The 14,954-nt window shown below is 36.6% G+C and carries 14 protein-coding genes; 1 reads left to right on the top strand and 13 read right to left on the bottom strand.

From position 1 onward, the window contains the following. Positions 1-56: 56 nt before the first annotated feature. From sph to bdhA, 4 genes are all read right to left on the bottom strand, one after another. Positions 57-1,058: a sphingomyelinase C gene (gene sph, locus K5S59_RS13270; RefSeq protein ID WP_000676775.1), complete on the bottom strand. Its 1,002-nt coding sequence runs from the start codon at positions 1,056-1,058 to the stop codon at positions 57-59. A gap of 72 nt (positions 1,059-1,130) precedes the next feature. Continuing rightward, positions 1,131-1,982 carry a phospholipase CerA gene (gene cerA / locus K5S59_RS13265; protein WP_000731011.1) on the bottom strand — a complete coding sequence of 284 codons (852 nt, stop codon included), beginning with the start codon at positions 1,980-1,982 and terminating at the stop codon, positions 1,131-1,133. Between the two features lie 264 nt (positions 1,983-2,246). Further along, the gene (locus K5S59_RS13260; protein ID WP_000948235.1) at positions 2,247-2,591 is read right to left on the bottom strand and encodes a potassium channel family protein; all 345 of its coding nucleotides are present in this window, start codon (positions 2,589-2,591) and stop codon (positions 2,247-2,249) included. A gap of 118 nt (positions 2,592-2,709) precedes the next feature. Further along, the gene (bdhA, locus tag K5S59_RS13255; RefSeq protein ID WP_000645834.1) at positions 2,710-3,762 is read right to left on the bottom strand and encodes a (R,R)-butanediol dehydrogenase; all 1,053 of its coding nucleotides are present in this window, start codon (positions 3,760-3,762) and stop codon (positions 2,710-2,712) included. Positions 3,763-3,988: 226 nt separating this feature from the next. Here bdhA and K5S59_RS13250 point away from each other — a divergent pair, with 226 nt between their 5' ends. Continuing rightward, positions 3,989-5,143, top strand: a complete 1,155-nt coding sequence (locus tag K5S59_RS13250) for an MFS transporter (protein WP_000873247.1) — start codon at positions 3,989-3,991, stop codon at positions 5,141-5,143. Between the two features lie 36 nt (positions 5,144-5,179). Here the strand turns inward: K5S59_RS13250 and K5S59_RS13245 are convergent, their stop codons facing one another. The 9 genes from K5S59_RS13245 to rbsR form a co-directional block, all read right to left on the bottom strand. Continuing rightward, complete coding sequence (locus K5S59_RS13245) at positions 5,180-5,521, bottom strand: hypothetical protein (RefSeq protein WP_097845735.1); 342 nt, start codon at positions 5,519-5,521, stop codon at positions 5,180-5,182. Positions 5,522-5,838: 317 nt separating this feature from the next. Further along, positions 5,839-8,244, bottom strand: coding sequence for a M6 family metalloprotease immune inhibitor InhA2 (gene inhA2 / locus K5S59_RS13240; RefSeq protein WP_120449477.1), 2,406 nt, complete (start codon positions 8,242-8,244; stop codon positions 5,839-5,841). A 318-nt stretch (positions 8,245-8,562) separates the two neighbouring features. Then, entirely contained in the window at positions 8,563-9,210 is a 648-nt protein-coding gene (gene fsa / locus K5S59_RS13235; RefSeq protein ID WP_000667665.1) for a fructose-6-phosphate aldolase, read from the bottom strand. Positions 9,211-9,244: 34 nt separating this feature from the next. Beyond that, the gene (gene rbsB / locus K5S59_RS13230) at positions 9,245-10,171 is read right to left on the bottom strand and encodes a ribose ABC transporter substrate-binding protein RbsB (protein ID WP_000758988.1); all 927 of its coding nucleotides are present in this window, start codon (positions 10,169-10,171) and stop codon (positions 9,245-9,247) included. 14 nt (positions 10,172-10,185) lie between these two features. Continuing rightward, positions 10,186-11,121: an ABC transporter permease subunit gene (locus tag K5S59_RS13225; protein ID WP_001074638.1), complete on the bottom strand. Its 936-nt coding sequence runs from the start codon at positions 11,119-11,121 to the stop codon at positions 10,186-10,188. A gap of 2 nt (positions 11,122-11,123) precedes the next feature. Then, positions 11,124-12,608: a ribose ABC transporter ATP-binding protein RbsA gene (rbsA, locus tag K5S59_RS13220; protein ID WP_120449475.1), complete on the bottom strand. Its 1,485-nt coding sequence runs from the start codon at positions 12,606-12,608 to the stop codon at positions 11,124-11,126. 18 nt (positions 12,609-12,626) lie between these two features. Next, positions 12,627-13,022 (bottom strand): D-ribose pyranase, encoded by a 396-nt coding sequence (rbsD, locus tag K5S59_RS13215; RefSeq protein ID WP_000820356.1) that lies wholly within the window; start codon positions 13,020-13,022, stop codon positions 12,627-12,629. Then, entirely contained in the window at positions 13,019-13,915 is an 897-nt protein-coding gene (gene rbsK / locus K5S59_RS13210) for a ribokinase (RefSeq protein ID WP_001132880.1), read from the bottom strand. Before rbsK ends, rbsD begins: the two co-directional genes overlap by 4 nt. Before the next feature lie 13 nt (positions 13,916-13,928). Beyond that, positions 13,929-14,900, bottom strand: a complete 972-nt coding sequence (rbsR, locus tag K5S59_RS13205; RefSeq protein ID WP_000104029.1) for a ribose operon transcriptional repressor RbsR — start codon at positions 14,898-14,900, stop codon at positions 13,929-13,931. Positions 14,901-14,954: the final 54 nt, after the last annotated feature.

The following is a 14,954-nucleotide window of genomic DNA, read 5'->3' as shown; positions in this document are numbered from 1 at the left end:
AATTTCCTCTACAAAATAAAAAAGTTTCTTCCTATTAAGAAGAAACTTTTTTAGGACTATTTCATAGAAATAGTTGCCTCTACTGGATAATGGTCAGAGTAATCATTATATGTATATTTTTTAAGCCATGATGTAACAGTCCACTGTGGAGATTTCGGTTGTAATACTTTATTCTCTATAAATGACGGATTCGCATGGTCCTTACTTGCGATAATATAATCTAAATACTCGGCAGGGCTATCAGGGAAATTATATTTTGCTATACTGTTCGTCGTCGCATCCCAAGTTGCTGTATGTCCCGTATAAGATGGAATAGAAGCGTGCAATGTTTTGAACATGGATGCGTACTCTGAGTCACTATTGTTCTCTGCATTTATTTTATTCACGTTCATATCACCACCAAATAGGACGTACTCGTCATTTGGTATATTCTTATTTTTAATAAAGTCTTGAATTTCTTTTAACTGATTTGTACGTACAGATGCAGGTGAAGTTTTTCCGCACATACTATCTTCAGCCTGCAAATGCGTCCCGATTACATGAACGAAACGATCATTCTTCTTAATTTTTGTGTATACAAATCCTTTATTTGATAAATTATCTGGCCCGCATCCTTTTGCAAATACATATTGAATCTTTTCAACGATTGGCCATTTACTCACGATTGCAACGCCCCCATCTTCAGGAGTTGAAGATGAATAGCTACCTAACGTTTTATCCCATTCATTTCCGTTACTACGACCTAATACCGCTGTTTGATTTGGATATTCTTTCTTCAAATTCCCTAACAAACGATCTGATGCGCTATTATCAAACACTTCATTTAATATAACAACGTCTTGATTCTTTATATAATCTGCCGCCCCAATTAAATCAGCACGCTCACTTTGTCCCCAGTTCGGATATAAATTTGTTGATAGCATGTACACATTATGTGTCATCACTTTCAAAGTATTATTTTGATTTGTAGACGTTTCTGCTTGAGCTGAAGATCCTCCGTATAAAACTCCTAAACCAATCCCAAAGCTAAGTACACCTTTTAGCAATTTTCCTTTCACGCTTCATACCTCCATGTATTAGTTATAAAAAGGCCAAATACTCTATTGTGAGATTTGACCTTTTTTTAATACTTAACGATCTCCGTACGTATCAAACCAAAGCTGAATGTATCCGGCAGTAACACGTTGTGCATCCATTAATCGCTTACCTGTCATTGGTGTGACTTCAGCGCGCCATTTATCTGCATATTCTTGTGATACAGCTGCTTTTACGAACCAATCTTTCGTATTATCATTTACAATGCCAGCGTAATCTTGTTTCGCTGCTACTGCCGCGCCATGAATCCACTCTTCTGGATTTGTACCTTTCCAGTTCCAATACCCATTTCCATCCGTTACTTTATAATTATCTTTTATCGTATCTACAAAGTTTTCATATTTAGAATGGAATCCTTGTGGGTACGAAAGATTTGTAAAGTTTGCCGCATGCATCGGTTGGTTTACATCTCCTAAATAATGAAGAGATAATCCTAAATAGAAGAATGCTTGTTTCATATCTTTATTTTTATATGATTCACCAGCTAATTTAAAATATTTAGCTCCAGTTTCTTTTGCTTGCTTTGCAAATGGAATATATGTTTTTCCATTGTCTGGATCATAGAAATGTGAAGCAAATGTGCTATTATCATAATAAGGATTTTCATAGTCAGCAGCATAAATACCATTTTCTAATTCCGTACGCCATTCGTTTACTTGTGCAACTCGATCTTGTTTTACAAGTGTTGTATTGCGAGACATAATATCAATCGCACGGTTTACAATCCATAAATGAGAGTTTACACCTTCTTTATGTTTATCTTCAGCAGACCAACGGTGAACTATTTTTATTTTACTTCCCCCATCATTTTCATGAGCAAATGCAACGCTTTGTAAAGGGGCTACTAATGTAATAGCTGCTGCTAAAGCAAGTACTTTCTTTTTCATCTGAAATCCTCCATTTTATAATTGAATTATTGTAAACTTTTTGTTAGGATCCTATGATGTCGTCCGGTTAACCTATGACTAGAATATCCCACCTTTCACGAAATATCTATTACTAAATTAAAATATGCAGATGTTCATATCATTATAACTTTATACATAGTGAATATAATGAATGAATGCACTTATATTGTAATAAAGTATTGTTAAGCTACTACAAATGATTGTCTAAACTAATGTAAAAAAAGAGTAAAGCATACACATGCTTTACTCTTTTTTTCTATTCGATAATATACTTGGCAGTTGTACATTAACTGCCAACTTATGAATAAATCCAAACACTAATCCAATCCCAATAAATATGTATAAGATTGTAAATATCTTTCCGAAATCAGTTTGCGGACTAAAATCCCCATCACCGACAGTCGTCAACGTGACCACACTAAAATATAAAGCGTCAAGAGGACGTAATCCTTCAACTGTACTATAAAAAATTGTACCAGATGTTAATGTTAAAAATGTTAATACGAATAATACTTGAAATTCTTTATCTTTCCACGCTCGTAAACAAGCTTTTAGCATCCGTTTCAATGTCAACATAAATGAAAGCATTAGACTACCCCTTCCAAACAAAATACCTGTAGTTAAAGGAAAGTCTATCACCTTTCTGTATAGAAAAAAAGTAGCCCTCTTCTATTTCTAGAAAAGGGCTACTTTTTACTATTCTCTATTATTTAGGTGAAACAAGAATTTTCACTTGTGTTTTATCTTTTACAAGTGCTTCAAATCCTTCTTCAACAACTTGATCTACTGTGATTTTTTTCGTAATTAATTTCTCTGCTTGAATTTGGCCAGAGCTAATTAATTTAATAACAGCTGGGAAGATATGACGGTATCCAAGAATACCGATAACTTCTTTTTCTTTTAGTACAAGGTTGTTTGGCGTAATTGTCGCATCTTTTTCCCACACACTAACAATTACAGTTTGTCCTTCAAAGCTTGTACTTTCAATCGCTTGACGAAGTACTACTTCAACACCTGTTACTTCAAAGCTCACATTTACACCTAAACCATTTGTTAAATTACGAATTTCTGCTAGTACATCTTGAGTAGCTGGATTTAATACGTAATCCGCACCTGCTAATTTTGCTAACTCTTGACGTTCTTTAGAAAGTTCTACTGCAATAACAGGAGTTGCTCCTGCTGCTTTAGCTGCTTGAATGACAAGAAGTCCAATTGGACCACAACCAAATACTGCTACAGCTTCCCCTTCTTTTAATTTACTTTGACGTACTGCATGAACGGCTACTGCTGCCGGTTCTACAAGTGCACCTTGTTCATACGTCATTTCATCAGGAATATGGTGAACCATATCTTCTGGTACTACTGTATATTCAGAGAAACCGCCGCCTTCTCCGCCTAGACCGTGGAAAACAAGTTGTTCACAAACATTGTAATGTCCATGTTTACAAGCTTCACATTTACCACAAGAATAAATAGGTTCTACAACGACGCGATCTCCCACCTTATGAGAAGTAACGCCTTCACCGATTTCAACTACCTCACCACTAAACTCATGACCTAAAATAACCGGTGCTTTTACGTGTGTTAATGGGTGCTCTTCTGTTGGAATAAAAATAGGTCCTGCTAAATATTCATGCAAGTCTGTTCCGCAGATACCACACCATTTAACTTTAATCTTAACTGCTCCTGGTCTTACAGTTGGTTCTGGTACTTCTTCTACTCGTACATCACGTTGATTATGCCAAAGTAGTGCTTTCATTTTATACATCCCTCTCTACGTATATACTTAACCTGGTGAAGTTTACAAATCTATTATAATACTTTCATCCATATATTTCAAAAAAACAATCTCATTTCCACTAAATTTTAACAAATAACGTTCAATATTTTGTCACTTTGTACTTTTTCCCACATCTGTTAATGCTAATTTCATTGCGGTTGAAATTAGCATTATGCCATAATAGCATAGGAGAGGTGAATATCGCTTGAAATATTTTATTTACTTTATTGTTATCGTAGCGTTTCTAGATACATTTTCACAATTACCTATTATGAGTACGTTCGCTCAAAGTCTGGGAGGATCTCCTCTTATTATTGGACTAGTTGTCGGTATGTACTCATTCGCTAATATGATCGGTAATATTATTGCTGGCGCTGCTGTCGATAAATTTGGTGCAAAAAAAATACTTTATATAAGCATGGGACTTACAAGTTTCATAGTCTTGTTATACACCGTTGTTCAAAGTGGTGAACAACTATTAGTTGTTCGCTTTATGCACGGCTTTAGTGACGGATTTTTAATTCCTGCTGCCTTTACGTTTTTATCAAAACAAACAAATGCAGCAAGACAAGGTAAGGCAATGGCTCTATCTGGTGCTGCTGTTGGAACAGCGGCAATCGTAGGACCGGCGTTCAGTGGAATTATGAAAGCAACTGCTGGTATAGAGTGGGTGTTCATTACCATTTCTATTTTAATGGTCCTTGGTACAATCGTATCTCTATTCTTCTTACCAAATAACGTATCAAGAAAAGATACTTCAAGAACACAAATGATGAACAAAGAAGATATGATTGAACTATTGAAATCAGAACCTTTATTACAAGCATATATTGGTGCTTTCACGCTAATGTTTTCACAAGGAATTGTCACGTATATGCTACCAGTGAAAGTTGAGGCATTAGCACTTAAAGCATCTACAACAGGTATGATGTTAAGTGTATTCGGAATTACTGCTATCCTCTTCTTCTTGCTGCCAACAAATCGTATTTACGATCGATTTAATCGTTCAAAACTCATGCTAATTGGTATTGCAGTAATGGCATTCGCGTTATCTTTACTTGGATTATTCACAACAAAAGGTATGCTCTTTATCGTTATGATGATTTATGGCATTGGATTCGCTATCCTTTTCCCATCAATAAATGCGTTACTTGTTGAAAATACGACAGATGATAAGCGCGGAAAAGCATTCGGATTGTTTTATGCTTTCTTCTCATTAGGAGTTGTTGCTGGATCCTTTACAGTTGGTGCAATCGGGGCATCCCCTAGCGCCAGCTTCGTTATCGGAACTGCATTCTTATTAACATTTGCCGGTATGATTTACGTAAGAAGCAAAGTAAAAAAGACAATGATGGGTTAATTCCATCATTGTCTTTTTTTAATGATAAGCTCCTATTCAACTTTTAATTTTCAATAATCCGTATTTAATAAACAATATGGCATTATATTTTTCATAGAGATAATACAATGGGTAACAAAATAAGAAGAAAATAAGTACAGTTGGTATATCGTCTATAATAGAAAAATATTTTACTAGTAATTCCTTAATACTCTCTCCAATTATAATAAACAGTGGAATTATACAAATTGCCGCTAATATTAAGCATGGTGTGATCCTCATTTCTTTTAGCCTCACCTTACAGTGTGGACACCTGAATGAAAAAGGATGCGGGAGATCCATAATATGTTGCGCAGTAATATTCTCTTCACACTGTGGACATTCAATTATTTCTTTCATTTAACTCACTCCTTTCTATCCATAAAAAAGAGCACTATCTAATAGTGCTCTTTTTTGCCAAATATATTACTTTTGTGTGTAGCTAAGTAACAATGTAAATAAATTGAATGGTAAAGGCAATACTACATTTCTTCCTTTACAAAAAAAGTGTATAAATACCGACGATACTTCGACAATTTCCTCGGAAATATTTCCTTCTCCAACATAATTTGATACACTACATATGAACAGACACTTGTATTACATAAGCTAAAATAATAACTTACTGTACAAATTGAAAAGCACATTCTTCATAGGAAGAATGTGCTTCTATGTTATTAACGTTTAATCCAAACAGCGCCTGCCGATTTATCCTCTGCCTGTCCAACAACTTGGAATTTAAGTCCAAGGTTTGGAACTTTTCTTCCTGCGTCTGCAATTTGTTTGTTACTATATACTTTTGAATCATCAAAAGTTGTAACACCTTGTAATCCAGAATAGTTAAACTGTCCACGTGTTAATGAATTTGCACTCCATGCTGGTGTTTGATCAAATGAAAATGCAGCGTCTGCAATTTGCATACCTGTATTACCGTAAGTTGGTCTTCCGTTTAAATTCCCAACAAATGCCTCTGGATGAGAATCTACCACGCCAAGAAATCCTTCACCTGGATGCACCCCAACCCAGTTATCTTTGAAGCTATCATCTGCATACCAAACGACAAGACCTGTATTATATACTGGACCTTTTCCTGCTTTTAATCCGTTATCTGACCCCGCATAGTTTCTCCACTCTAAGTAGTAATAATGAGCTTTCTTTTCTGTCCCATCAGAAACAACAAAACCTTTTAAATTCATTTTAGATTGTCCTTCTGCATCATCAGAAAATACAACTTGTCCATCAACAGTTACATTTACATTATCCATCGCAAAACCTTTATATGTTACAGCTGGATCTGTAATATAGTCGAATTGCAGTTTCACTTTTTTCCCTTTAAATTGACTTAAATCATATGATTTATCAATCCATTTTCCACCTGTTGTATCTTTATCTTCTTGGACTATTTTTTCTCCAAGTCTATCAATTAATGTTTTCGTTCCATCTTCTGTTACTGCATGCACTTCGACAAAATCGCACTCTGCTTCTAACTCATAATTTGCTTTATAATCGAATTTCGCATTTGTTCCTTTTGTTAAATCAAAGAATGGTGTTTCTAATGTTGTATGCATATCATCACCTCTTGTACTATAATATGCATGTTTTCCCAACTCAGGTTTAATCGTTTCAACACTTTTACCTGGCAAGTTAACACGTACAACGCCTGGACGATTGGATTTCGTAACACTTTGATCGATATATGTAGGAACTCCTACACCACGCTTAATTTTATCGTAATCTACTTCTAAAATTTTTGCCCAGTTGCCACCCATATTCTTTTGTAAGAAGTCTTTATTTTGTGGTGAAAAACTAGTTGGCTCTGTTCCTGCAATTTTCCCTGTCCAACTACCTCCACTCATTAATGACCAAGCTTCGACAGGTGAACCAGTTCCAGTATATTTCGTATCATATTCATCTGGTAAGCCAAGGTCATGTCCAAATTCATGCGCAAATACACCTACTGCTCCATCTTCTGGTTCAATTGTGTAATCATGCGCCGCTACTTTTCCACCAAAGTAATCTACCTTTGATTTCGTACCTTCAACCGCTACTGGATCTATTGCTAATTTTGAACGATGTGACCAAATTGCATCATCACCTAATTTACCGCCACCAGCTTCTTGACCAACACCAGCATGGATTACCATTAAATGATCAATTACACCATCCGGTTCATTTTGATTTCCATCACCATTTGTATCATATCTATCGAATTGATCAAATTGAGATAAATCTAACCCTTTCTCAGCAGCTGCATGTAAAGCTTCTTTCACTAAATCACGTGCGCCTTTTGGTCCTTTATTATCGTGACCACTACTACCATCAGCACCGTAGTCAGACGCTTTTCCAGGAACAGTTAGCCATTCCGTTACATATCCATCTGTCGTATAACTTCCACCAGACTGCTCTTCATAATATTGTTTAAACGTTTTTACTTTTGAACCATCAAATAATGTGTACGGCTCATTACCAAATAACATTTTTTGATAATGCTCTCTACTAAAGTCATTCGAATACATATACCCTGGCGTTTGATCAATATTATTATGCTTATAATCACTAAATTCAACGAGTAATACTAATACTTTATCAGTTCGAACAGACCCTTTATATGGCGCTTGCTTTGCTTTAGAAGTTGGGACTTGTCCATTCAATTGTTTTTTATTTGGTTCTGGTTCTGGTTTTTGCTCAGGACTCACATTTTTTTCAGTTTTCTTTACTTTCTCCTTTTCCTCCATTTTTTTCTCTTTTACTTTTTTCACGAAATCAGATGCCTCTTTAGCAGTATCCGCTGGTAGGATTTCTTTATTTGCCTGATCGCCTTGTTTCTTTTCAATATACTTTTCTACAGCTTTTTTCGTCTCTTCTTTAGAAGATGCCGGATTAATTGTTCCTCTTTCCTTCAGCGCTTCCGCTAAACGATCTTCTTGAATTAAATTGTAATCCATTGGTGTTGTAGATACATTGTCTTTCTCGTTTACTGACGTTTCTGCATACGCTAGCGGAGTACTCATTACAGATGTGCATCCGATAATTGCCGCAATTGCTAATGATGACAACACTTTAAATGGCGCTTTTCTTCTCATTCTATTTCTCTCCTTTTGTATATAAAACTTAAAATTCAGATAAATAAGTGCGTTTTTGTCGAAATCTCTGTTTACTACCCTCCCTATATAAAAAAGCATAATTCTATAAACGTTAAGCTTTCTGTTATAGAATCATGCCCTCCAGTTTTCTGGTCAGACCCTCTATCTTCTTATATCAAAATATGAAAAATAAAGAGTGATTTGTATATATTAAATAGTTTATATAACAAATTTAAAAGACAATATGCAAAATTGCATGAAAATTCTTTTAAATAAAAAAGAACCCTAGTCAATTAAACTAGGATTCTTGATTTTCTATTATTTCTCTTGTGTTTTTTCCCAATCAGCTAAGAATTTTTCAATTCCTTGGTCCGTTAATGGGTGCTTCACTAATGAAGCAATTACGTTTGCTGGGATTGTTGCAATATGTGAACCGTTTAATGCTGCTTCAGTTACGTGAACACTGTGACGTACAGATGCTGCAATGATTTCTGTTTCAATGCCGTGAATTGCAAAGATCTCTGCGATTTGGCGAATTAAGTCCATACCGTTATGGCCGATATCATCTAAGCGACCTAAGAATGGTGAAACGTATGTCGCACCAGCACGAGCTGCAAGTAATGCTTGAACTGCTGAGAATACTAATGTAACGTTTGTACGAATTCCTAAGTCAGAGAATGCTTTTACTGCTTTTAAACCTTCTGTTGTCATCGGAACTTTTACAACAACGTTTGGAGCAATTTTCGCTAATTCTTTTCCTTCTTCAATCATTTTATTAGCTTCTAAGCTAATTACTTCTGCACTTACAGGACCTTCTACAACGCTGCAGATTTCACGAATACGCTCGTGGAAATCTACACCTTCTTTTGCTACAAGTGATGGGTTTGTCGTTACTCCAGCTAATACGCCTAATGCATTTGCCTCTTTAATTTCGTTAATGTTTGCTGTATCAATAAAGAATTTCATTTGTTATTCTTCCTTCCTGGTTTTCATTTTATATTTATTTGTTTTTCTTAATAAGCTCTAATTCAATCGGAATAGATTTGTCCACTTTTTTACCTTGCGTGATCTCTTTTGCTGTTTGCATCGCCTTCTCCCCGATTAATTCCGGTTTTTGAGCAACTGTTGCAGCCATACGCCCATCTTTAACCGCCTTTACAGCATCTTCTGTTGCATCAAAACCAACAACGACTACATCTGTTTTTCCAGAAGACTTCAATGCTTCAAGTGCCCCTAATGCCATTTCATCGTTATGCGCAAACACGGCTTTAATATCACCATTTGCTTGCAAAATGTTTTCCATAACAGATAATCCTTTTGCTCTATCAAAATCAGCTGCTTGTTTTGCAACTACTTTTAAAGACTTATCCGCTACGTTATGGAATCCTTTCCCACGCTCACGAGCAGCAGAAGAGCCAGGAATTCCTTCTAATTCAGCAACATTTGCTCCCTCACCAACTAATTCACGAATGTAATCACTAGCCATTTGACCACCTTCAATATTATTAGAGGCAATGTGAGAAACAACTTTACCTGAATTTGCAACGCGGTCTACAGTAATAACAGGAACATTCGCTGCATTTGCCGCACTTACTGCTGAAGCAACAGCATCTGAATCGGTTGGATTAATAACAACTACATCGACACCTTTTTGAATTAAATCTTCAACATCATTTGTTTGCTTTGCTGCATCATTTTGTGCATCAACAGCAATTAATTCAATGCCGCTTTCTTTCGCTTTCTTTTCTGCCCCTTTTTTCAAAGTCACAAAAAATGGGTTGTTTAAAGTTGAAACAGAGAATCCAACTTTAATAGTTTTATTTCGACCTTTATCGCTAGAATCCTTTGCCCATTCTGGTGGTTCCATTGAACAACCAGCAGTAATGACCATAATACATGCAACGAGTATAAGTAACCATTTCTTCATGAACTATCCCTCCATTACGCTTCTTTTCGACGATCAATTAATACAGCTAGTAAGATTACAAGTCCCTTTACAACTTGTTGGAAGAAAGAAGATACACCTAATAAATTTAAACCGTTATTTAGTACACCGATAATAAGTACACCGATGAATGTACCAACGATCCAACCTCTTCCCCCAGAAAGACTTGTTCCGCCTAATACAACTGCTGCAATTGCATCTAATTCGTAAGAAGTACCTGCAGTTGGCTGTGCAGAATCTAGTCGTGATGTTAAGACAATACCTGCAAGCGCTGCCAAAATTCCGGAAAGACCATAAATCATTACTTTAATTCTCGTAACATTAATACCTGATAGTGCTGCTGCTTCTTCATTTCCACCAATTGCAAATGTACGGCGACCAAATGTCGTTTTCTTCAAAATGAAGTACAGTACTGCGAAAGCGATCATCATTGTAACAGCTGGTACCGGAATACCGAGAAAATAACCGCGTCCAAACATTTGGAACATTAAATGATCACCAAGACCAGTGATCGGACGTCCGTCCATATAAACAAGCGTCAACCCACGAAAAATAGTCATTGTTGCTAACGTCGCAATAAATGGAGCTACTTTTCCCTTCGCAATAATGATACCGTTTACAATCCCCATTACAAGACCAGCCAATAATCCAACTGCCATTGCAAGAAACGGATCCATGCCACTTGCCATCATTCCAGCAACAAGTGCACTTGCTAATGCTAAAATAGAACCTACCGATAAGTCAATACCCCCTGTTAAAATTACAAAGGTCATTCCGAATGCAATAAGCGCATTAATCGATACTTGACGCAGTATATTAAATAAATTTGGAATTTCAATAAATGCTGGATTTAAAGCTGTAATTACGACGATAATTAATACTAAACCGATTAAAGAACCAAGTTGTTGTAATACATTCCCCTTCTTAGCCATTCTTACTCTCCCCCTGTAGCTAGTGCCATAATAGACTCTTGTGATGCCGCATCTTTCTCTAAAATGCCTCCGACTTTTCCTTCATGAATGACAAGAACACGATCACTCATTCCTAAAACTTCTGGAAGCTCAGATGATACCATAATAACGGCATCGCCTTGCTCAGTAAGCTTATTCATAATAGAGTAAATTTCTTTTTTCGCTCCAACATCTACGCCCCTTGTTGGCTCATCTAAAATGAGTAACTGCGGGTGGATACCTAGCCATTTTGCAATAACAACCTTTTGCTGATTTCCACCAGAGAGAGATTTCACTGCTTGCTCTCCACTAGATGTTTTCACATTAAGGAGCTTCATCATATCCGCTGCAAACTGTTGTTCTAGTTCGTTACTTAAGACACTTCCCTTTGAAAGACTCTCTAAATTCGGTAAAGCTAAATTTTCTCGAATTGAGAAATCTAACACTAACCCTTCAGATTTTCTATCCTCTGTAATAAAGGCTATTCTTTGTCTAATCGCATCTATCGGACTATCAATCTTTACTTCTTGTCCATTTATGAAAATTTGGCCAGAATCTAAAGGTTCGTATCCAAATATCGCTTTCATAATATCTGTACGGCCAGCTCCCATCAAGCCAGCAACACCCAGGATTTCACCTTTTCTAACTTGAAACGAAACATTTTCAAACTTCCCTTTTTTCGTTCCATTACGCATTTCAAAAATAACATCGCCAATTTGACTATTTCGTTCTGGGTAACGTTCACCAATGCTGCGCCCCACCATCATACTCACTACTTCATCAAATGATGTTTCCGGAATGAGTCTCTTTCCTACGTATTCCCCATCACGTAAAATCGTAATGGCATCACATATTGAAAAAATTTCTTCCATTCGGTGTGAGATATAAACGAACGAAACGCCTTCTTTACGTAATTTATTAATGACAGTAAACAACGTTTCAATTTCACGATCTGTTAATGCAGCTGTCGGTTCATCCATAATAATAACGCTCGCGTTTGTCATTAACGCTTTCGCAATTTCGATAATTTGCTGTTGTCCAACCGATAACTCTCCTGCCAACATAGCGCCTTTTACATGTAACCCTAACTCCGCTAGTTGCTGCTGCGCAATCGCGTTCATTTGACGCGTACGCAAAATACCTGTCTTCCCATACATTAACTCTTTACCGAGAAACATATTTTCAGCTACTGTTAAATTTGATAATATGTTCAATTCTTGATGTATAAATGCAATACCGTACTCTTCTGCTTCTTTCGAATTTTTAAAAGTTCGTTCTTGTCCATCAATCGTGATTGTTCCACCATCTCTTTTATATACACCTGTTAAAATTTTCATGAGCGTTGATTTACCCGCTCCATTTTCCCCCATCAATGCATGAACTTCTCCTGTTTCAATCATAAACTGTGCATGCTTCAAAACAGGATTGCCATTGAACGCCTTTGAAATATTTTTCATTTCAATACGCATTCTCATCACTTCCCTTTATTAAAAAATTACGCCTGCATGTAAAATTACATTGGCATAAGGAGTAGCCTCTCCTGTACGAATAACCGCCTTCGCTTTCTTCGTATGCTCTTTAAATTGTTCATGAGATACATATTCAAACGCTGGCTCTATTAATTTCAGCTCAATCTCCTTATTTACTTCCACATTATTATTAATGACTTCTTCTGCTAACGTCACTTTTTCAATTGCCATATCATCAGCTACCACTTGCAATACGTCTAAAAAGCTAGGTTTTCCAATCTCAACAGCTAAATCAATTCGTTTTACTCCGTCAGGAATCGGTAACCCGCAGTCTGCGATTACAATCGTATCTGTATGCCCAAGTGAAGCGAGGACTGATGCAATCTCACTGTTTAATACACCGTGCCTTTTCATCCGACAATCACCTGCACTTCACGCACTTTATCTCTCGTTGGCATACCGCCTTGCGCCCCAAGCTTCGTTACAGAAAGGCCACCAGCAATATTCGCAAAACGAATTGCTTTTTGAAGTGCTTCTCCTTCAGAAAGCGCAACTGCTAATGCTCCATTAAATGTATCACCAGCTCCAGTCGTATCTACTACATCAACAGCAATGCTAGGAACATGTACAATCTCCGTCCCATTATGGAAACGTACACCGTTAGAACCTTCTGTCATCAATAGTTTATTTGGATATTTAGCTAGTAAATCTTCAATTGGTGATGTGAAATCATCTAATACGATGCGGCACTCATGTTCATTTGGCGTAATATAAGTTGCCTTTTCTAAAATATCTTCTGATAACACTTGTGCTGGCGCTGGATTTAACATAACCGGGATTTTGTGTTCCTCACAAATAGCCAATACATATTTTACTGTTTCAAGTGGAATCTCTAATTGAAGAACAACCATATCTGCTTTTATAAGAAGATCTTTTGAACGATCTACAACCGACTCATTTACAAGAGCATTCGCTCCTTGCACGACAACAATACTGTTATCCTCTTCTGCTAAAACGATATGAGCAATTCCTGTCGCTGTATCTGTAACCGGTACCACATAGTCGATAAAAACACGTTCATTCTCTAAATTTTTCCTAACTATAGTTCCATAATTATCGTTTCCTACCGCGCCAACCATCGCTACATTTGCACCTAATCTAGCTGCAGCAACTGCTTGGTTGGCTCCTTTCCCTCCTGGAATTGTATGAAATGCTTCACCAATTACTGTTTCCCCTGCTTTCGGACGTTTTTGTGAAACGGCCACTAAATCCATTGAAATGCTACCTACTACTGCAATATTTGGCATCTATTTCATCTCCTTACTTCGTTGTATTTCGTTCTATAATTTCAATCGGTAATCGATAATGTTTCTCTTCTAATACGTTTCCTTCCATCTGCTCTAACAATAGCTCTGTTGCAATTTTCCCCATTTCATAAATTGGCTGTGCAACAGTTGTAATGGATGGATACATCATCTCTGTTAAAGAAATTCCATCAAATCCGATAATTTGTAAATCATTCGGAATAGAAATCCCCTTTTGAAGTGCAGCCTTTACAATACCTATTGCAATTAAATCATTTCCAGCAACAATGCCATCAATATGTGGGTATTCTTCTAATAATTCCACCGCTACACGCTCACTATTAGCTGGATCAAATGTACTCTCTGCGATCATATAAGAAAGATTATTTTGCGTAATAACGTCTACAAAACCTTCAAAACGTTCATTAGCGGTGCTTACGTCACGCGGTCCGCGAATATGTGCAATATGTTTACAGCCTTTATCTATTAATAACTTTGTCGCTGCCTGACTCCCTGCATAGTTATCTGCATATACAGTAGGAATACGCTCATTAAACATACGGTCAATTGCAACAACTGGAACAGACAACTTCATGTAATTAACACTATTTTGTGGATTTGTTGCTACAATAAATCCATCCACATTATTTTGCCTAAGTACATCAATATATTGCTTTTCTTTCTCTAAACTTTCATCAGAGTTACAAAGGACAACTGTGTATCCTTGCTTATGCGCTACATCTTCTACGGCACGTGCAACTTCCGGAAAGAATGGATTCACGATATTGGGAACAACTAAGCCAATTAAACGAGATTTTTTATTATACAGTGAACGCGCTACTGTACTAGGTTTATAATCTAGCATCTCAATTGCTCGCTCTACTTTCTTTAATGTATCTTCATGAACATATCCATTTTTATTTAACACTCTGGAAACGGTCGCAACAGATACTCCCGCTAATTTCGCAACGTCTTTAATCGTACTCATTCTCTTCCCTCTCCATTTCATGTAACCGTTTACAGAAAATAATATAACGCATTT

This window comes from Bacillus sp. BML-BC051 (assembly GCF_019656175.1).
GTDB classification, from domain to species: domain Bacteria; phylum Bacillota; class Bacilli; order Bacillales; family Bacillaceae_G; genus Bacillus_A; species Bacillus_A mobilis.
This window is presented reverse-complemented; position numbering and strand designations above follow the sequence as displayed.

What these genes read in the sequence shown, in the direction of transcription:
- cerA (WP_000731011.1), bottom strand. Translation starts at nt 1,982, where the DNA reads ATGAAAAAGAAAGTACTTGCTTTAGCAGCAGCTATTACATTAGTAGCC.
- K5S59_RS13260 (WP_000948235.1), bottom strand. Translation starts at nt 2,591, where the DNA reads ATGCTTTCATTTATGTTGACATTGAAACGGATGCTAAAAGCTTGTTTA.
- bdhA (WP_000645834.1), bottom strand. Translation starts at nt 3,762, where the DNA reads ATGAAAGCACTACTTTGGCATAATCAACGTGATGTACGAGTAGAAGAA.
- K5S59_RS13245 (WP_097845735.1), bottom strand. Translation starts at nt 5,521, where the DNA reads ATGAAAGAAATAATTGAATGTCCACAGTGTGAAGAGAATATTACTGCG.
- inhA2 (WP_120449477.1), bottom strand. Translation starts at nt 8,244, where the DNA reads ATGAGAAGAAAAGCGCCATTTAAAGTGTTGTCATCATTAGCAATTGCG.
- fsa (WP_000667665.1), bottom strand. Translation starts at nt 9,210, where the DNA reads ATGAAATTCTTTATTGATACAGCAAACATTAACGAAATTAAAGAGGCA.
- rbsB (WP_000758988.1), bottom strand. Translation starts at nt 10,171, where the DNA reads ATGAAGAAATGGTTACTTATACTCGTTGCATGTATTATGGTCATTACT.
- K5S59_RS13225 (WP_001074638.1), bottom strand. Translation starts at nt 11,121, where the DNA reads ATGGCTAAGAAGGGGAATGTATTACAACAACTTGGTTCTTTAATCGGT.
- rbsA (WP_120449475.1), bottom strand. Translation starts at nt 12,608, where the DNA reads ATGCGTATTGAAATGAAAAATATTTCAAAGGCGTTCAATGGCAATCCT.
- rbsD (WP_000820356.1), bottom strand. Translation starts at nt 13,022, where the DNA reads ATGAAAAGGCACGGTGTATTAAACAGTGAGATTGCATCAGTCCTCGCT.
- rbsK (WP_001132880.1), bottom strand. Translation starts at nt 13,915, where the DNA reads ATGCCAAATATTGCAGTAGTAGGTAGCATTTCAATGGATTTAGTGGCC.
- rbsR (WP_000104029.1), bottom strand. Translation starts at nt 14,900, where the DNA reads ATGAGTACGATTAAAGACGTTGCGAAATTAGCGGGAGTATCTGTTGCG.